Here is a 16937-nt window from a genome sequence, read left to right as displayed (position 1 = left end):
GCACGCCTAGGACACCACTACCGGCAAGTCAGGCCTATGCAGTTAAGCCCGGGAACGACTGACACCACGTGGACGGGCCGAGTGATGGAGATCATTGACCCTCGGCTAACTGGTCCGAATCAGAACCTTGAGTTGATCCCGGGTCAACTGGCCCAGTTTCCAGCCGATGATGTCCATGGCCCGGAGCGGGCTGATCTGGGGATCCGGGGCGAGGTCGGCGAGTTGCTGCCACTGCTCCTCCCCTGCTTTCAGGTCGTGCTGGGCGGCTTGAATCCACGCGCTGATGAAGTCGCGACTCTCAGGATCAGATGCGAAGCGGGCCAAGGGTGCCGGATCCCCTCGCCAGATGTAGCAGCAGCGGATAAAGCGGTCGATCAGCGGCAGCAGTTCGGGTTTCTTGCGGTGCAGGACCTTACTGAGGACAGTGAGCCTGACGTGGAGCGCGCGGCCATAGGAGGCGCGACCCTCGTTGGCCACATTGTAAAGGTCTACGATGGCTTCGATGGTGTCCGGGCCGGCGTCGATCAAGGTGCCTTCCAGGGCCGGGTGCGCCAGTCGCTTGTTGATCTCCGGGAGTAGGTGCTGAAGCCCGTAGTAAGCCTTGACGGGGTTGCGGCCGGCGTTGAGCAGGGCTACGGCTAGCAGGTCGGCGTCGCCTACCTGCCCGTTCGAACTGCCCCGGTAGCTGTCATAGGCAGGGTAGGACCAGACTTTGGCCTCGGCGTCGTCCTCGTTGAGATGGTCGGTGAGGTACTTTTCGGCGTAGGAGTGGGCGTAGTCGAGGGCGCAGGTGGCTCCCCCGATGGTGACGGTTTCGAGCATGGCCCTGACGATACACGGTCGGTCTGGCCTTCTCCTGGAACTGCAACCATCGGAGGGCTGCCGTCGTTGACTAACCAGCCTTTCCGTGCCCGCAGTGCGTTGTCCATCCCGGGGAGGTGCTGCCTCCCCGGTGGCGGCTTCAGGGCACCGTTGGAGAACCCTTTCGGCGTGTTCAACACCGCATATCCCAAATGTCCCGGCCAAGTTCTGCTGCAGGCCCTAATCGACCTGACGGTGCGGGACGTACTCCAAATACCGGAGGTTCTTACCGAGTCAGCGCGCGGTTGATACTCTGCAAACCCATTTCCGCAAGAAGCTATACGTGACCGCGGCAGTCCTGGCGTACCTTCTGCGAAGCAGGGAAGGAGGAAGCCAGTGGCACCAAGCGTTCAAGACACGCATAAAGAAATTCCCGAAACTTTACCTGGCCGGCGCCGGGGAACCGCTCCTATCACCGGAGAAGAACATGGGGTTCGACATTGGGTGGGAGTAGAATCCCCTCTGACGCGATTGAGCCAGTCCTTGGGCGGCCGAGACGAGGCGATGAAGCTGTCTTCCCCACCACCGGCCCCCACCCATAAAAAACGTCAGGTGAGCAGGAATACGCCCCTGAGCGAGTAGGGGTCGGAGATCAGCCAAGACACCTCCCACGGCACAGGCCACGGAAGACATGAGGGATGAAGTCGAAGCTTTCAGCACGCTGCCTGCAGACCAGCCCCGCAGCACTGAACTGTCGTTGCACGACGGGAATGGCGCTCCACGAGTCGGTCCAGGGAGACGAAGAGGACGAATGGAAGGTTGCTCTCGCCTGGCTCTTCGCGGCGCTTGCGTAACATCAGTCCCTCGCGGCGGAGGTATTTGCGTCTCGCCCTGTCAATGCCGTTTCATCACTGCATGGCGAACGAATGGGTCTACGACCTGAAGGGCAAGGAAGTTGTCTTCACTGGAAAGATCGAAGGGTACAGCGAAGCGGAGCTGACGGAGATCGCGCTGAAGATGGGTGCCGGCCGGGTAAAGGGGTGGGTAAACAAGTCCAGCACCGACGTGCTGGTCCGCGGCTGGAGCCCCCAGTGGAAGTACGGCAACTTCGGCACGAAGGAAAAGCAGACCGCTGAGCTGCAACGGGGAGGCCACCACATCCAGATCATCGACACCGAAAGATTCTTCGGCCTCCGCTCCCATTACCCCGCACCGGCCCTTAAGCCCAACGTGCCCGGCGCCCCGGCTCGGGGAACCGCCGCCGAGGGCGGTGTGGTGGGCGCACCCTACCGGGCAGGCAGTTTCGCCGCCCCGCTACAAGGAGACGGTGAGCACTACCGGGATCCGGACATCATGGAACGGGGACTCAAAGCCCATTCGGCCACACAGGACAGATTGGCAGATCTGCTGGGCGCGCACGGGTCTACGCCCTTGTCGCCGTTCGACAATAGATGCAACTTCGATCTGGCCTGGCAGCTCGACGATGGCACGACCGGTATCGCAGAGGTGAAGAGCAATACCGAGGGGAATGAAGCTTTCCAGATCCGGCATGGCTTGGGACAGGTGCTGGACTACGGCCACCGGATGAAAGGCCGCGGCTTTCATCCCAAACTCTTCCTCGTCCTCGAAACGAAACCCAAGGACCCAACCTACTGGAAGGCGCTCTGTGCTGACCATGATGTCACCCTCACGTGGGCTCCCTCGTTCTCCGGTGTCTCGTAGACGAGCAACGGCTTCCCTCAGGAGCGATTGAATCCCGCCCGCGAACGCAGAGGGCCAGTCCGAGGCGCAGCACTGACAAGCGACAATGCAGTGCCGGCGCCCTCGCTAATACAGGGATTGTTGCAGACCCCGGGGGCCAAAGCCCCTTCATACGGGTCGCATCCGGGTACTTTATGCTGACTGGATGCTTAATGCCCAGCCCATCGCCGTTTTCGGCGACTGGCATGGCGACGCCGGCTGGGCACTGACCGCCATCAGATCTGCTGCTCGTGCAGGTGCCCGCACTGCCATTCACGTCGGCGACTTCGCCCTGGACTGGCCGGGCGCAAAGCGCGGCCGCTACGAGGCCAAGCTGAACAAATACCTCGTGGATCTGGGACTCACGTTAGTCGTGTCCGGAGGCAATCACGATAACTGGGACACACTCGCGAAGCTTGCCGTCGAAAGCGACGGGTTGGGCACCGTCCGTTCGAACATCCGCGTCCTGCCTAGGGGCGGTCGCACCACAATTGAGGGGCTCACCGTCGGCGGTCTCGGCGGTGCTTTCAGCGTCGACTATCGGCACAGAACAGAAGGCAAAGACTGGTGGCGAAACGAAGAACCAACGCCAGAGGAAGCCGCCGCGCTCGTAGCGGGCGGCCCCCTGGACATCCTCATCACCCACGACGCACCCGCAGGCGTGCCGCTTAAGGGCGACTTCCAGCTCAGCGAGGAACTCACCAAGAAAGCGGACAAAACCCGTAACCTCTTGCGACAGGTGGTCGATTCCCTGGCCGTTCCTCAACTGTTCTGCGGACACTGGCACCAGCGCTGCATCTACGAGCTGAGTCATCCAGATGGAAGCACCACACGCGTAGATGTACTGAATATGGAAAACTCTCGCCACGGTAACGGTGTCCTTGTGTGGCCGGGCCGGTCTCCCCTGCGTATCGATCCGCTCGAAATCCGGGCAGCCTAGGCAACGTTAATCGCCAGACAGAAATGCTCCCACGGCTTTGCCGCAGCCGGGACCGTGCTACCTATTCGTCGTCCTCTGCCGCCAAGACCAGGACGCTCTCGGGCGTGTGACGAGCCAGTCTTTTGTCCAGAACTACTTGTAATCGTGCAGCCGCCCGTCGGAGGTTCCGCCCCTGTCTGGCCTCGTAGTCCAGTTCCCGCTGTGTCTTTTGCCCGTGGCAGCGGCATGGGCAGCGCTTACGTGCTTCTCTGTCCAATCGGGCGATAGCTTCCTCGACCCACCCTGCCCCTAAGATGGGGTCGCCCTGCTCCCGCGCCAGATCCACGACCCAACCGGGTGTGGGGTCCCGTTCCAAGCGGCGGTCCGTCACGAGCCGCAGACGCGCCGCCGCCCGTTGCACATCCCGGTACGACTTTGCATCCCGGGCCAGTTCGTCAAGAGCTAATGTTCGCGGATACCGACGGCCGCAGGGACAAAGGTCGTGCCGAGTGACGACGACTTCACCCCGTAGGGTTGTGCCCGAGGCGGCGTGCCGACCCGCCATCACAACGCCCCCAGCAAGCGGACGCTGGGAGGATCCAAACGGTCCGTGCAGCCGCCCGCTTTCCGCCATACAGAGGCGCGGTCCTCGGCAACCAGCGGTTCGGCAATGCCCGTCATAAACCGATTCTAGGCGGGTGCGGCTAATTAGTCTTGGGGTTTTGCCAGGTGGTCTGCGCGTCGCGTGGGGCCTGACACCGTCATTCGCCGCCGCTAAACTCGCACCATGACGCAGGAGCTTCGCAACGACGATGCGGGCCGCTACATCGTGACCACAGCTACCGGCAGCCGATACCTGCTGGATCTGACAGCCAGGACACTGAAGCGTCACATGGCCGCCACCGCGCCAATTGTCGAGTATCTGGACGCGGGGTTCTCGCAGCTGCGCCGCGATGGGGAAGAACTCGAGCTGCTACTGCTGGAGTCGTGCCTGGTCGGCGCGTCCGCCCGCTACTGGGTCCAGGTCCGCGACGACGACATCCCAACCCTCAGGGTGACATCCCCGGTTCTGCGGATCGATGCCCTGCCGACCTCCGGATCATGAGACAGCTGTGTCTTAGATTCGGCGATACCCGCCCGTCTTGAGGGGGCAGTGGCAGGATGGGGTCCATTATGGACAGGCGACTGCGGCGCGCTCCTTACGGGGAATGGGTGTTGATGCACCGGCACGGACTGAGCCGGAAATCGCTGCCCTCGTGCGCGTTCCTCCCGCCGCGGTCGGATGTTATTTTGGGCTTGTTCCTCCGGCGGAACCTACTCCCCAGCTGATCGAGATATGGGCACTCATCGCCGCCTACTCCCTGATCGTGCATAGAAAACTGCCCGAACGTGGAGATCGCCACCTGGTCGATACTCGGGACATGCTCGCCGAAATTGACCCCGATGCAGAAGGCGGCCTGGTCCTGGCGATGATGACATGGGACTACGCGGCCCCGGAAACGCATGATAGCCGGGTACATTCACCCCTTGACCCCAGAGATGACGTTCACGAGACATCAATCCCTACGAGGGCGCTGAGGCAGGCGGTGCGGCCCAAGGGCAGCCGGGAGCATGGCTTTGTAAAGTTGCGCCTAGAAGGGACGGAGAGGGAGCGTGAACGGCACCTTGAGATGCGAGCGTGAAGATGTCCTGAACGTCGAAGCAGCAGAGAACGTCGGGCCTCCGTCAGCGCCACCGCTCTGACTATGAGAGCGCGCAAACGCGCGCAGAAGCTTTGATTCCCGAGGGCTCGAAAGCCATCGCCATCAGAACCGCTTGATCGACCTACGGCCCTTCTTCAAGGTCGCTTGGACGGAGTCTTTTAGGCCGATGCGATCACGGACCTGTGCCTGCTTCTCGACGACCTCAAGGTCTTCGAGCTGCTTCTCGGAGGGGTGCAGCCCACGCATGGTCTTGAAGAAGATGGCGCTGTCCAAGGGCTTGCGGGCCGGGATCTGATGAGTCATCGGAGCCTCCTTCTACTGTTTATCTTATCGTTTCATCGCCCGGGCGAGAACAGCGGCCGCGCTGGTCAGCAGGTTTTGCTGTATCTGGGCATCACCGAGAACCGACTGCTCGTGCGTGAAAGCGTCCCGGTAGGGAATATCCACTGCCAAGATACCCAGGACCTTACTGCCATCGTCTGACATTATGGGTGTGGCCAGGCTCTCGTAATAGTTTTTGACCATCATCTTCAGTTCGTCGTCCCCGAAACCGAAGCGTTGATCCTGGGGAATAGAAGCCAGCACGTCCTCACCGGCATTCAAAGCCGCTGAATACGGAACCCAGTCGGCATGGACGGACGTCCTTTTCTCGACGGCGTAGCCGATGGCCCCCTTTGCACCCTGCCATTTGATACCCGAGGGCGGCGGGTAGTCATCAAGTCGGTACCTGAGCAGCGTCTTCAGTTTGAAGCCACCCCAGAACTTTTTCTTGTGCTCGAAAACCGTGCCGCCCAGACACAGAATGTCGATCTCCGCATGCCGCGAGAGCACCCTCAGAACACCGAGAACTGTTTTCTCAATGTCCTTGTTCTTCTCCTCGGTGATTTTGCGCCGGGATTCACGAACGAGGCCCAAGGCGCCGTCCAAGGCCACCACAGCAGCAGCGACAGAACCAGCCCAGGCAGATGCCACAACCCAGTCAGCCTGGGCAACGCCCATTATCGTCGGCAGCATTTTCCCGGGATCCGCCGGCCCCGGCGGGGTGTAGCCAGGCATGGGCCGGTCGGGCGACTTGGCTAACTGCACGGTCACCGAAGCGATCAGCCCTGTGACGAGCTTTACCGTTTCCCAGATCCACTTCGGCCTTGCCAACGACACTCCTGTCCCCCGGCAGCTGCGTGATGCGCTGCGCCCAACCACACTACATTGCCATATGGAGGCTCAACTGCCGCCTCGATGACCTCCGGCTGGTTGCTGCAGCTCGTCACGCACGGCCTTCGATTCCAGGGTGTGCCCAGGGCCCGGGCAGTCTTGGCAATCGCCGCCGTCATCACATCATGGTTGGCTTCTACCCGGGCGATAGTCGGTCGGGAAAACGCCTGATGTCTCGCCACGCTCCGCCTGCGACCACCCGAGCTCCTTTCGGGCTTCCGGGTGATGTCGCCGAAAGCCATCTGCCCGTCGTCGCTCATGACGGCCGAGGGACCGCTGAAGATCCTGCATGAGGGCAATGCAATACCCCGGGCCAACGATGAGTTGATAGTGCGCTTCGGCTTTGGTTTCAATTAGCGAGGTGCATCGCCAGGTCAATCTGCTAAGTGACAAGCCGTCCAAGGGCCCTCACGCCTGCTGTGAATTCATCGAACTCCAGCTTCATGTGACCGTTCTGCAGACCTCCGGTGCTGGCAACGAGCTCCTGGGCCTTGAGCTCCAGTACCTGATCCGGCACGAAGCGTGGTTTGGTGCGGCTCACCCAAGGCCAACGTGATGCTTCATCGCCCCTGAGCTCGCAGTAGTCAGCAGGCAGCTTCTCCGGATCCGAGGTTACTTCCACGATCGCATAGCAATCACGGGTCTGCGCGCAAATGATGACCAGGTCGCGGGGTTTGATACTCGGCCGCCCTTCTCCCCTGCCGTTGCCCATCCGGGGGCTCCCAAAGAACCAATCTTTCCGCCATTGCTCTAAAGCCGGTGCGCCGTACTCGCCCTTGAGCCACAGCTTTCGTGTTTCGTCGCGGGCATCCGCCAGCAGCTGCTCAACCAGCGCCAGCGCGGAATCAGTATCCAGCTCACGTGAAGCAGGCGATAGGGCCTTGGTAAGGCGGCGCGCCTGGACGGACAGCTTCTGAAGATCCGCAGAAGTTGCGTCGCGACTAGGCCATGCGCTGATGTTGCGCCTGACAGCCTCGACTTGGCTGGAGGTAAGATCAACTCCCATTTCGAGATTAGACGCCGCCGAACTTCCCAGGCCGGCACCGGTGAGGTTTGCAGATCCCATGAAACCTCGGCTGCCGACGACGAAGGTCTTGGCGTGCAGGCGGTCGACATGGCTGACTTTTACCCCACTCTTCATCAGAGCCTTCAACCCCTCCACGGACAGGTAGCCGTTCGCCACGGCGGTTGGATCTAGGCACGTGAAGAGCCGCCAGGAAGCCTCATTACGGGCAGCGGCGGCGGCCAACTTCCTGCACACGTCAAAGGACAGATAAGGGCTGGCCAGCAGCACATCCCCGTTTGAGCTGCTAACTGCTTCGTACAGCCAATCAGAAGCATTCGCAAAAACATGGCCTTCGTTCAACATGATGATGACCCTACGGCACAGATGCCTGGCTCTGGTTTGATCACTCTGTGGTGGCCGGGGATCAGATGAGATTATGCGGCCCCAGGCGGCCTTCTCCGGCACACCTGAGGCGTACTTTCTCCCATGGTTGTCAGGAGATTCACGCGGCACGCAATGCCAGGGTGGGATCCGTGAAAAGGGACTCAAAGCTCTCCCCCTCGTCCGTGGCCATCACAGCAGATTTGGCACGCCTAACTAGATGCGAACGCCGGCCGGTTCCGGAGTCGGAACTACAGCACTCCCCTGATCGGATCCTGGGCGGCTAACAAAGCTTCTGGCCGCTACCGTCTCTGGTCCGAACCAGCAGCGCCTTCAAGGCGTCGCCTCGATCATGAACGGATCCTCCCCGGCCCCCAGCAAATGCGCCAAGTCGGCCAATTACTGCAACTTGCGCTGGTCCGGACCGGCGCGTGCCAGTACTACGCGGTCAGGGCCACGAGGAGGTAAATGCGTTGCCTGTCCCGCTCCGAGGTCCCCTCAAACGGACTCACTGGCGTCAACGCCGCGACCTAACACTGCGATTCGGGGCCAATCACCCAGTCCACGATCTCCTTGATTTCGTCCGGGCTGGAGAGGAACCATTCTGTCCCCGGGGCATCAACCAGCTGCTGGCCCCTGCAGTGGAGGATGGCATGCAGGCCCTGTTCCAATTTGCGGGGTGCGTTCGTCAGGAATTCGTAGCCGACCACGGGAGCTTCAGGCATAACGGTGCCCTGTTGGTTCAAGACGCGGATAGAGGAATTGCCGGCGTACGTCATTCCGACCTTCACCGGCCACCGCGCTTCCCTCTTTCGGATGGCCAACTCCTTGTAGGTGGGGAAGTAGTAGACGTACACGCGGCCGGCCCCCTGGCCCTCGCTGGTTCCCTGATTGGCCATTTCGACCTCACCCCCCACAAAGACGCCGGACGTGGGCCAGGAGCCGGAGCCAATCTGCAGGCGGCCCGGGAAGTTTGCCCCTGGCCGCCATCGCCACCAGCCGGGCTTTCCCGCGCCCTCAAGCAATCCCGCACGGGCCAGTATGGTCAAAGCCTTCTTGATCAAGGTCACGATGTCCGTCTCGGTCGGCGCGCCGCCTCTTGCCAGGTGGTACTCACGGATCTTTCCCAGTGCCGTGCGACGGAAGACCGGTTCCGGCACTAGGTTCCTGGCAAGGTCTGCCATGACCTGCGGCGTGAGGCGTCTGCCCTCGTACCTGTATCCCAACGGCTCTTGGCTGGCGCTTTCAACCGGCTCCATGACTCACCACATTTCATTCCACGTGCGCCGCGCAAGCCACGGCGTCCGGTGCAGCCACGAACTGCCGTCCACCTCCAGCCCCACCAGGAAGGGTTCCGGTAGTTCGCCGGTCAGGGGCTTGCACTCCGCGGCGACCCCACCGACCACCTCGTAGACAAGACCCGTCTGGGTGACCAGTCAAGGGGCCCTTGGCACCTCGGTGGTCCACCACTCCCCTGACCTCCACATCCAAGCAGTAAGCCATGGCTGTCTCATCCCTCGTCACGCCGTTCAATCGAAACGACCCGGACCGTGGGAATGCCGTCCCTGCGCACGTCGAGGAGCAGGGCATCGGGTTGGCCGAGCTCCATCTGCCGATGGCCAGCAGGGGCAGGGTTGCCCCCTCCCGCCGGAGGCTGGCGACCGGGATCAGGGCGTAGTCTGCCTTCGGCTTCTCCCGCCCGGACACGCGCATCGTGCTGCCGGGGGCCACCCGCACGATCAGATAAAGGTCCGCTCGCCCAGCAAGCCCCATGGCAGTGTTTTCGGCCATCCAGACCCGGTCGAAAGCGGTCCCCCGACCCGTCTGCAGAGTTTCCACCAACCGCCCAACGCCGAGTTGAACCACTGCCGGTCCTCTTCCTAGTGATGCCACGGCCTGAGGAGCTGTTGTCCGCCAGTCGGTCGGACTATGCCTTCAACTGACAGCCACACGCTGTGGAACGAACATCACATCCCCAGCTGCGAAATCCTTATATATAGGGTCGATTATATTGGGCCATATTGACATGTTCAATGCATGCCTTGGACCAAGCAACACTCTCTCCAACTCGGACGACGGATCCGAGAGCTGAGATTGCTGAACGGTCTAACGCAGGAATCCCTCGCACACCTTGCCGGGATAACGAAGAACCAAATGCAGCTAATAGAGGCGGGCCGAGGATCACCTCGAGACCCCCTGCCCGGCTCCAACCCCAGGGCTTCAACTCTTGTCGGGATCGCGGAGGTACTTAGTGTGAGGCCGGGAGACCTCCTCAATGCAGCGGTAGCACCACCTGAGTAGGTCATGGCACATCCTGGAGTGCATGGCATCCCACACCTCGCCGCCGGCAATCGAAACAACGAAGGTCGCAGAACCTCGCATGTTCTTATCGATCTGTCACTGAAGACGCCATCGCGGTGCCAGCAGGCAACCCAACCGCAGGCACCGAGAAGGCGTGAACCGGCATGAAGCAGGCCATCCGGCCTCTCGAAACGTCAGCTCACAGCTCCACGGCGCCTTCGGCCCACATCGTGATCAAATGTCCACGACGGAGACTGTGACCAGTCAGGTACGGATTATCCAAGCCTGCATCGGCAGCCCGCCTCCTGATGATCCTCCCTACATCGGCGGCCGCCAGGGCTTCACCGCTCGTCATACCGCCGCCCGGGGCAATATGCTGAAACAGCGCCTCATCGTCCCGGATGTCGGTCGCCGCCAGCCACTCGTGCAGTGCAAATAGGGGGTCGGTGTCACGGGACCGGCCACGGCGGAAAAGTACGATTTGCGCCGACCGTTTTCCGCAAACTTGCACCGAAAAAGGGGTTGTGCCTCGCCTGTGGCGGAACTGGCCAGCCGTCAGCCTCGTCATCGCGCTCGGCCGAAGGGCTCCCGCGAATCCCATCAGGAGCAGGGCATAGTCCCGCTTTCCCCGGAGCGAAGTTCTGTCAATCAGCGCCAGGATGTGTTTCAGGCTGTGGGCCAGTAAGGCACTAGTTCGGTGGCGGGGCTGCGTACGGAGACGCTTAGTCTCGTGCCGGATTGCTTCCAGGTAAATGGGGCCGAGGAAGGCTGGGACAGGCGCGGCACCTTTGGAGTGCTCGGACCCGTCCACGTCCTGCCGAGGGTCACAGTCGCACTCAGCGGGCTTGTAGTTACATGGCGGTGGGACATCGACATGTGCGTACTTGCATCCCTGCGGGTCGTTTGAAATATCAGACATCTGACGCATCCTTTTCGACGTGGTTCATTAGAACGATTCGCCGGCAAGCAAGTGTCACTGAGACTAGTGTCAGGGCCTTGGAAAAATCAATAGATTCCACTTTAGTTCCAGACGAGGCCCGCAGATCCTGTGGAACGTCCCGGTAGCCCGGATGGCGTTGGCGACGACGACAGGTGGCACGGCATCCTGTATTGAGACCTTGTCAGGGGGCCACGAGTTAGTGATGGACGTCAGGATCGCTGTCGTCTGTGCCGGCGGATGGAGACGGCGCCATTCGTTTCTGTGCGCGGGTTGTCCTCGAGGTAGTAGGCGAAGAGGGTCATCGCGTACCGGTCAAGTTGCCGGTTGAGCTCGCTGACCTGTTGTTTGAGTTCGGCAATCTTCTGTTTGTCCTGATGCTTTTCCTCGCCCGCGGGGCTTCGCCTGCCGCTGCCGAGTGCGCCGATCAGGTGATTGAATTTCTCATTGAGCCGGTACGGGTTGTCCGGCTCGGTCGCGTCTTGCCGGAAAGCGCGGGCCACTGCGTCATGGCCGAGCCCACTGAGGATTTCAATCTGTCGTTTCGTCCGTGGCGCGTTTTGGTCGACGGAGAGTACCTTGATTGCATCGGACACACGGGTGAGCACGTCATCGGAGACTCGTTTGCGCTTCGCAGGCATCATTCCTCCATCGGGGCGGACGCGTCGTCGCCGAGGTCGCGGAGGACGCGGACAAGGTTCGCCCGGTCCTGCTGCTTTGTTGCGCGTAGGTCCGCGTTTCCTCCTTCCCGGTCAAGGTAACCGTCAAGTCGGGCGATTCCATCTCTGAGGACGGGGGTGTGTGCCTGCCTTAGGAGGGCGTTAAAGCAATCAACCCCTATACAGATGTGGTCATTCAGGTGCGGGCCGTCGGTTCCGCAGCCGCTGGTGGCGACATTCCACATACAGTCATTCGTGATACCAAGGTGGTAACGGTCCGCGACAGTATCGGCGATGTGGTCGGCGCGGGATGGGTCGGCGATGACCTGAGCGCGGAAGGCCTCGATGTGCCGGGCGGCTGGCCCGGCGACTGGGGCTGTGTCCGCAATAAGCGCGGCGACCTGCTTACGAAGAATGACTTTGCGGGTAGCGTCCAAATGCTTAACTGCTTGCTGTTGGCCGTCGCTGAAGTACCCGCTGGTCATGCGCCAGGCTGAGTGGCCCAGTTGGATGCCCAGGCCCAGTTCGGCACCGGGTTTGGTCGTAGAGTAGACCGCGAAAGATCGGCGCAGCGTGTCCGCATTGATGCTGTCGGAATCTGTGGTGTTGATCGGACGAAGGCCCAGGCCGGCGCCCCGACCGGGGCGGGTCTGCGGATCGCCGTTGACGAAGGCTATGAGGCGGGGAAGGTCCCGGTCGCCGGCGTAGGCGCCGGCGTTTGTGGCACTGCGCGCGAATAAGTAGACGGGGTGCGGACTGACGGCGGCCAGTACTTGGCACGCGCGGATTACAGGTTGGGGAGCCCACCACGCACGTGCTTCCCCGTCCAGGGTGTCATTGCCCTTGTGCTCGATGCTCGCCAGAGCAGGCAAACCGTCCCGGGTGGTCGCAGAGTCACGTCTCAGTTCCTGAATTTCACCGTCCCGCATCCCAGTCAGGCAAGCGATGATGACGTAGCACGCAGCACGCAGCACGCTGACGAAGCGCTCGGTCTCGCCTAGGCCGATCTCGGCTACCCACGGGTTCCGGGTACCATCCGCTTGAGCAACTAGGACTGAAGGCTCGACCAGTCCCCCAAAGACTGCGCGGCGAGCGTCAACGGCCGCGGCGGCCAGCAGGTCTGCCGCCTCCTGACGGTAGTTGTGGTTAGCCCGGTTGAGGACGGAGTCGTGTATGCGCAGCACTCTGCATAGCATCGACACGTTTGGTTGGCCGCGCCGGCCGGGGCTCCGGCCGAAGCCGGTATGCAGCGGCAGCTTCCCATCGTTTGCATCCCAAGCTTTGATAATGCTCAGGGCGTTCGTGCCGCCTGGTCCGGAGGCCTGCGGCGGAAGATTCTGTCGGGCATAAACGGCGGCGATGATGTCGACGGACCATTGGTCCACAATCGCCCACGACGAGGCGACCAGCGGTGCCCACAGGTCCCACCCGAGCGGCGCGTTCCCATTCTCGACACCTCGGCCATCGCCTGCGCCGGAGATCTCATTGGCGGTCCGCGCGCCCCATGGCCGGAAGGACAAGCCATCAGGCAGCATGGCTCGGCAGTCGTAAAGCAGTTTAAGCACTTCCAGATAGCTACGGATCGTAGATGGCGACACCCCGTGCGCGTTCTCGCGGTGTCGTCCGGACTCAAGATCGGCCAGGAAATCGTCGCAGTCCTGCTGCCGCCAGGCCCTGAATGACGCTAGGGAGCGGGCCTTGCCCCACTGGGCGAAGGTGCGAAGGTGCAGGTAGGTGCCGTAAACGGTGTGGGTCGGGGCGGGATCAGCGCGGCGAACAACTCCCGCCTCGACGACGGCCGGGTGGTCGGGTTGGGCGAGGACCATCAGCAGGTCTGCGGCATCAGCGCGATAGCCATCCGGGATTTCGATGAAATCGATCCTGCGCTCCCCCTCGCCTATCCGTTTGATGAGGCGGCCGAAGTCCCAGACGTGCTGGCCGTAGCGGGGTCCGTCCTTTTCCAGTGCCCAGACCGGCTCGCCGGGGGTGAATACGCCGGGTTGGGCGGCAGCTACGGAGTCAGGCTTCGTCATCGGTGCCCCGCATGTCGTTGCGCGTGCCAAGGTCGAGCGGCACTGAAGCGATGCGCTCCCGGGCTGCTTCTACGGTTTCGGGGGAGAACGCGGGCAGGATCAACTGGGTAATCATCTCGTAAATCGGCTTCCAGTGGTCGAGCCAGACCTGTGGGTCGGCGGCGCGGGCCGGGTCGGCGACCTCGGCGATGGCCAGCGCCGCCGGCAGGTGGTGCCGGGTGATGATGGCGTTGCCGCAGCCGAAGCAGGTTCCGGTCATCGATTTGGTGCAAATGGCCCCCGGCGCCTCGAAGGGGCTGTCCTTGGGGTCGCGGCAGGCGGCTTGGGGCCCTTCGAGGTCGCCGTGCAACAGGGCTGCCGCGGTAGCCGCGTCGAGGCCGGCAGCATCCTGGCCCTGGGCCAGCAGATGCTCGGCTTCCGGCGTCACCACGGTGGGTCCAGCCAACGCGGCATTGAACATGGCATCGGCGCTCTCAAGCAGCAGGCGTCCCGCTTCGGCACGGAGGACCTCACTGTTGGTGTAATGCCTGAAGAACGTCTCGGCCCCGTGCCGTCGATTGCTGGTCAAATAGCGGCGCGGGCTGGCCAAGGCCTCGCCTGCGAGCACCACCTTGCGAAACCGACCCCAGACCTGCGGCTCACTGACCGTCAGGTCCGCGTCGCCAATCCAGCGGCGAATCCCAAAGTCGTCGTTGTTCCAGACCGGCTCGGTGATCCGGCCGTCCCCCCGCTCCTGCTGCCAGAGCGCGGGGAGAGCGCTGCGCGCACGCAGTCCTGCGGTCAGCCGGATGAGTGCCGTTAGCGTCCGGTGGACGGCGTGGTCATGTCGGGTGTAAACGTCCTGGTAGGTTTCCCCCGCCCGGTTCTTCGTCCAGGTAACGGCATACTGGTCTACCAGGTCCCGTTCGGCCAGCCATGCGAGCCGGGCCGCGGGCGTCATGCCACCGACATCCCGTTCGTGCTCTGCCGGGGCGGTCGCGGCAATGTGGTCGACTCTAAGGGCGCGGATCACCTCAGGCGGTTCACCGGTTGCCAGGCTAAGCAGGACGTGGGCGGCGACCAGCACCTGACGGGGTGGAGCAGGTCCTGTTTTCCCGTCTGTCCCGAGGCGTAACTGGCCGTGGACGAGTCGGTGGGCACGTGACCGCATCTGCCTCACCTCGCCGGGGGCGAAGGCGGGCAGACCATCGTTACGGTGGTGGCGGAGCCGTGTGTCGCTCTCAAGGCGATGCACCACTTCAGTGTGAAGGATGTCGGGCGTGTCGTAGTGAATGCGGTCGAGCAGGGCGAACAGGTATACGGCGTAGCGGTAGTGGGTGTCGGTCTTGGCTTCCCGATGCGCCGCCAAGAGGTCCACCTCCCACGCGTCTAGGTGCCGGCGACGCACATCGCTTAATGCGAATGACGACGCGCTTCCCGCTGCGTGGGGTTGCTGTCCCACATGGGTGAGGAATTTGCGTACGGATGTCGCCAGTTCCTTCATTGCGCGCCCGTTCTCTTGGGTTACCTCCAACCACTTGTCAGCAAGCTGTGCACCGAGCACGGGCAGGAGGAAGTCCGAGGGGGTGATGGACGCCGTGGCTGGTTGTCCGTAGTCGTGCCAGGTGTACGTGCGGGGGTCATCTAGGGTGAGGGCGGCCGCCGGGGGCTGGTGGGTGGGGCTTGCCGGGGTGCTGTAGGAGCCTCGTGTCATGCCTCCTCCTCACCTGCTTTGTGCTGCACTGCATCGCGTTCAGGGTCCAGGGCGGCGTGCCCGACAAGTTCGGAGGCCAGGGAACGCAGCGCGCGCGGCACTTCGCCCTGCCAGGTCTCAGCGGCGAAGAGGTACTGGTAGGTGGTGGATACGCTGGCATGCCCGAGCAGTTCCTTGACGGTCAGCACCGGGTTGGCCAGCAGTAGGTAGGGATCTCCGGCCCGTTCGCGTCCCTCTTGCATGAGCGAAGCCAGCATAGTCACGGCGAAGGTATGGCGGAAGGTGTGCGGCGTGACGGTGATGTGCGCCGGAGGACGGTTGGGGCCGCCGAGCTCGAACACCCTGTCGCGGGCGTCAGAGAACAGCTCGTTCCAGTAGGCCGGCACCGGGGGCAGCCCCCGTGCGATGAACAGAGCCAGCGGTTCGATGCTGCCGTCGTCCAGGATCCGGACGGCACGGGCGCGATCCTCGTCGGTCAGGCCGAGCGTCGAGCGAGGGTGCCCGTCGTTGACGACGGCCGGCTGCCCGCGCAGGCGGGTAAATCCATCAAAGATTAGAAGCCTCCCCTGCCGGCGTAACCTGCGCAGGGACGCCTGGTGGCGCCGGACGAGCGCGGCCCGCTCGGTCTGCCGGTAGAGGTCGACGGTCCGGGCGACCTCGGCCGTGACATAGATGGAGCGGATGACACCCATCTTGCCGATGCGTTCGAAAACGTGCACTCCGTCGGCCGGCATTCCAGACAGAGGCGGGATCTCGTTATCGAGAACGAACGCGCCCTCCTCTCTGCGGAGGCCGGTCGCAGCCAGCAACAGCCCATACGCGTAGTCTCGTTCCGGGGCTGCAGGACGGGACACCGCGTCGGATCCATCACCCCGTAACCCTGCCGACAAGAAGTGCGCAGTCTGGGCCGTGGTGAGAAAGCGGGCTTGGCGGACCTTCCGCTTCCCAGACATGAGCGTGTTCCGCTCCCCCCATTGCGGAAACGGATTGGCCGGGACCCAGCCCACGGCGGTGGCATAACGGAAGAACGAGGACAGGCAGCCCAATTCGGTGTCGAGGGTGGTGAACTCGACGGCGCCCTGGCGGCTGTCGCGGTAGCCGACGAGATCCTTACGGGTCGCGTGGATCAGGTCGACCTTCGGTTCCCCATGCGTCTTCAGCCAGTCCTCGACCGTCTGTCCTGCTAGCACGGCGAGCCCTTGCGCCCGCTTACGCCGGATGTAACGCAGCAACCGGGCGAGATGGTAGACGTGGAAGCGGCGCATGTTGCCTAAGTCGAAGGCTTTCTGCTCTTGGGCATCGAGAAGGTACTGGTTCAGGTAACGGCAGCCGCTGACGCCGCCGTCGTCATCGACGACGAACGGGAAGCCGTCCGGCAGTGTTCGTTCATCGAAGACCTCGCGGACGTGAGAAACGGCGAAGGCCTGTCCCTCGGGGAGGGACAGGCCTTCGTTACCCAGCAGTTGCCGGTTGATAAATACAGTCCTCACTGCCGCCTCCCCTCGATGGCCACGGTGATTACCCGATGGCACTACTCGTGCGGAAGACAGTA

14 protein-coding genes are annotated in these 16937 nt (G+C 62.6%); 5 read left to right on the top strand and 9 right to left on the bottom strand.

From position 1 onward, the window contains the following. Positions 1 to 105: 105 nt before the first annotated feature. Positions 106 to 822, bottom strand: a complete 717-nt coding sequence (locus tag ACQR35_RS03645; RefSeq protein ID WP_430269226.1) for a DUF6308 family protein — start codon at positions 820 to 822, stop codon at positions 106 to 108. Between the two features lie 894 nt (positions 823 to 1716). Between ACQR35_RS03645 and ACQR35_RS03640 the strand changes: the two genes are divergently transcribed. The 3 genes from ACQR35_RS03640 (at position 1717) to ACQR35_RS03630 (ending at position 4565) form a co-directional block, all read left to right on the top strand. After that, the gene (locus ACQR35_RS03640) at positions 1717 to 2523 is read left to right on the top strand and encodes a BRCT domain-containing protein (RefSeq protein WP_430269225.1); all 807 of its coding nucleotides are present in this window, start codon (positions 1717 to 1719) and stop codon (positions 2521 to 2523) included. 184 nt (positions 2524 to 2707) lie between these two features. Further along, positions 2708 to 3481, top strand: a complete 774-nt coding sequence (locus tag ACQR35_RS03635; RefSeq protein ID WP_430269224.1) for a metallophosphoesterase family protein — start codon at positions 2708 to 2710, stop codon at positions 3479 to 3481. A gap of 766 nt (positions 3482 to 4247) precedes the next feature. After that, a complete protein-coding gene (locus tag ACQR35_RS03630; RefSeq protein ID WP_430269223.1) occupies positions 4248 to 4565 on the top strand; it encodes a hypothetical protein in 318 nt (105 codons plus the stop codon). Between the two features lie 700 nt (positions 4566 to 5265). Here the strand turns inward: ACQR35_RS03630 and ACQR35_RS03625 are convergent. From ACQR35_RS03625 to ACQR35_RS03610, 4 genes are all read right to left on the bottom strand, one after another. Then, positions 5266 to 5466, bottom strand: a complete 201-nt coding sequence (locus tag ACQR35_RS03625) for a hypothetical protein (protein WP_430269222.1) — start codon at positions 5464 to 5466, stop codon at positions 5266 to 5268. 24 nt (positions 5467 to 5490) lie between these two features. Beyond that, positions 5491 to 6315, bottom strand: a complete 825-nt coding sequence (locus tag ACQR35_RS03620) for a hypothetical protein (protein ID WP_430269221.1) — start codon at positions 6313 to 6315, stop codon at positions 5491 to 5493. A gap of 442 nt (positions 6316 to 6757) precedes the next feature. Further along, the gene (locus ACQR35_RS03615) at positions 6758 to 7744 is read right to left on the bottom strand and encodes a phospholipase D-like domain-containing protein (RefSeq protein ID WP_430269220.1); all 987 of its coding nucleotides are present in this window, start codon (positions 7742 to 7744) and stop codon (positions 6758 to 6760) included. A 548-nt stretch (positions 7745 to 8292) separates the two neighbouring features. Then, positions 8293 to 9021, bottom strand: coding sequence for a GIY-YIG nuclease family protein (locus tag ACQR35_RS03610; RefSeq protein ID WP_430269219.1), 729 nt, complete (start codon positions 9019 to 9021; stop codon positions 8293 to 8295). A 778-nt stretch (positions 9022 to 9799) separates the two neighbouring features. Between ACQR35_RS03610 and ACQR35_RS03605 the strand changes: the two genes are divergently transcribed. Together ACQR35_RS03605 and ACQR35_RS03600 are read left to right on the top strand one after the other, a co-directional pair. Further along, the gene (locus tag ACQR35_RS03605) at positions 9800 to 10063 is read left to right on the top strand and encodes a helix-turn-helix domain-containing protein (RefSeq protein ID WP_430269218.1); all 264 of its coding nucleotides are present in this window, start codon (positions 9800 to 9802) and stop codon (positions 10061 to 10063) included. A gap of 238 nt (positions 10064 to 10301) precedes the next feature. Then, positions 10302 to 10502 (top strand): hypothetical protein, encoded by a 201-nt coding sequence (locus ACQR35_RS03600; RefSeq protein ID WP_430269217.1) that lies wholly within the window; start codon positions 10302 to 10304, stop codon positions 10500 to 10502. Between the two features lie 710 nt (positions 10503 to 11212). On the opposite strand, the gene ACQR35_RS03595 is transcribed toward ACQR35_RS03600, so the two are convergent. From ACQR35_RS03595 to ACQR35_RS03580, 4 genes are read right to left on the bottom strand one after another with little or no spacing between them, the layout of a single operon-like run. Then, positions 11213 to 11641 (bottom strand): hypothetical protein, encoded by a 429-nt coding sequence (locus ACQR35_RS03595; RefSeq protein WP_430269216.1) that lies wholly within the window; start codon positions 11639 to 11641, stop codon positions 11213 to 11215. Further along, the gene (locus tag ACQR35_RS03590) at positions 11641 to 13692 is read right to left on the bottom strand and encodes a hypothetical protein (RefSeq protein ID WP_430269215.1); all 2052 of its coding nucleotides are present in this window, start codon (positions 13690 to 13692) and stop codon (positions 11641 to 11643) included. Before ACQR35_RS03590 ends, ACQR35_RS03595 begins: the two co-directional genes overlap by 1 nt. Then, positions 13679 to 15385: a hypothetical protein gene (locus ACQR35_RS03585; RefSeq protein ID WP_430269214.1), complete on the bottom strand. Its 1707-nt coding sequence runs from the start codon at positions 15383 to 15385 to the stop codon at positions 13679 to 13681. The genes ACQR35_RS03590 and ACQR35_RS03585 overlap by 14 nt, the downstream gene beginning before the upstream one ends. Next, positions 15382 to 16875, bottom strand: a complete 1494-nt coding sequence (locus ACQR35_RS03580) for a tyrosine-type recombinase/integrase (RefSeq protein WP_430269213.1) — start codon at positions 16873 to 16875, stop codon at positions 15382 to 15384. Before ACQR35_RS03580 ends, ACQR35_RS03585 begins: the two co-directional genes overlap by 4 nt. Between the last annotated feature and the right edge of the window lie 62 nt (positions 16876 to 16937).

It is taken from the genome of Pseudarthrobacter sp. J1738, assembly GCF_050490315.1.
In the GTDB taxonomy this organism is placed as follows: Bacteria; Actinomycetota; Actinomycetes; order Actinomycetales; family Micrococcaceae; genus JBNPEO01.
This window is presented reverse-complemented; position numbering and strand designations above follow the sequence as displayed.

Bases quoted from the DNA above. Each gene is read 5' to 3' on its own strand.
- ACQR35_RS03615 (WP_430269220.1), bottom strand. From the start codon at position 7,744: ATGTTGAACGAAGGCCATGTTTTTGCGAATGCTTCTGATTGGCTGTAC.
- ACQR35_RS03625 (WP_430269222.1), bottom strand. From the start codon at position 5,466: ATGACTCATCAGATCCCGGCCCGCAAGCCCTTGGACAGCGCCATCTTC.
- ACQR35_RS03600 (WP_430269217.1), top strand. From the start codon at position 10,302: ATGTCCACGACGGAGACTGTGACCAGTCAGGTACGGATTATCCAAGCC.
- ACQR35_RS03630 (WP_430269223.1), top strand. From the start codon at position 4,248: ATGACGCAGGAGCTTCGCAACGACGATGCGGGCCGCTACATCGTGACC.
- ACQR35_RS03590 (WP_430269215.1), bottom strand. From the start codon at position 13,692: ATGACGAAGCCTGACTCCGTAGCTGCCGCCCAACCCGGCGTATTCACC.
- ACQR35_RS03635 (WP_430269224.1), top strand. From the start codon at position 2,708: ATGCTTAATGCCCAGCCCATCGCCGTTTTCGGCGACTGGCATGGCGAC.
- ACQR35_RS03585 (WP_430269214.1), bottom strand. From the start codon at position 15,385: ATGACACGAGGCTCCTACAGCACCCCGGCAAGCCCCACCCACCAGCCC.
- ACQR35_RS03595 (WP_430269216.1), bottom strand. From the start codon at position 11,641: ATGCCTGCGAAGCGCAAACGAGTCTCCGATGACGTGCTCACCCGTGTG.
- ACQR35_RS03645 (WP_430269226.1), bottom strand. From the start codon at position 822: ATGCTCGAAACCGTCACCATCGGGGGAGCCACCTGCGCCCTCGACTAC.
- ACQR35_RS03610 (WP_430269219.1), bottom strand. From the start codon at position 9,021: ATGGAGCCGGTTGAAAGCGCCAGCCAAGAGCCGTTGGGATACAGGTAC.
- ACQR35_RS03640 (WP_430269225.1), top strand. From the start codon at position 1,717: ATGGCGAACGAATGGGTCTACGACCTGAAGGGCAAGGAAGTTGTCTTC.
- ACQR35_RS03605 (WP_430269218.1), top strand. From the start codon at position 9,800: ATGCCTTGGACCAAGCAACACTCTCTCCAACTCGGACGACGGATCCGA.